Here is a 330-nt window from a genome sequence, read left to right as displayed (position 1 = left end):
ATCGATCGCTTTCGCCTCCAGTCGCTCTGCCTCCAGTGTATTGGCCGCCAGGCCAACAACGGAAAACTCGAAGACGTCACCACCTGATAGGTCGTAGTCCCGCTGCAACAGGGAATTGCAGTGATTTTTGCGTTGAAGATCGGACACGTGGGATAGGGCACGTCCTCGGATGTTCATTGAGGAGCCTACATATATCCGCCCGTTTCCGGTGTGGCGCAACAAATAGGCGCCGCCAGCCGAAGGAAGTGACTCGGCCGATACCGAGAGCCGGTCATTGTTTTGCTGTCCCGCGTCCCCGCCTTTGTTCCCCCTCCATGAAACGCTGATGCG

At 57.3% G+C, this 330-nt stretch carries 1 protein-coding gene; it reads right to left on the bottom strand.

What is annotated here, in order from left to right; translation table 11 throughout:
• Window positions 1-222, bottom strand: a 222-nt coding sequence (locus tag SB752_RS32140; protein ID WP_410719460.1) for a GIY-YIG nuclease family protein, incomplete at its 3' end; no start/stop codon positions are given.
• Window positions 223-330: the final 108 nt, after the last annotated feature.

Source organism: Brevibacillus sp. SIMBA_040, from assembly GCF_046535075.1.
Classification (GTDB): domain Bacteria; phylum Bacillota; class Bacilli; order Brevibacillales; family Brevibacillaceae; genus Brevibacillus.
The sequence above is the reverse complement of the archived record's forward strand: the minus strand, read 5'-3'. Positions and strand labels throughout refer to the sequence as shown.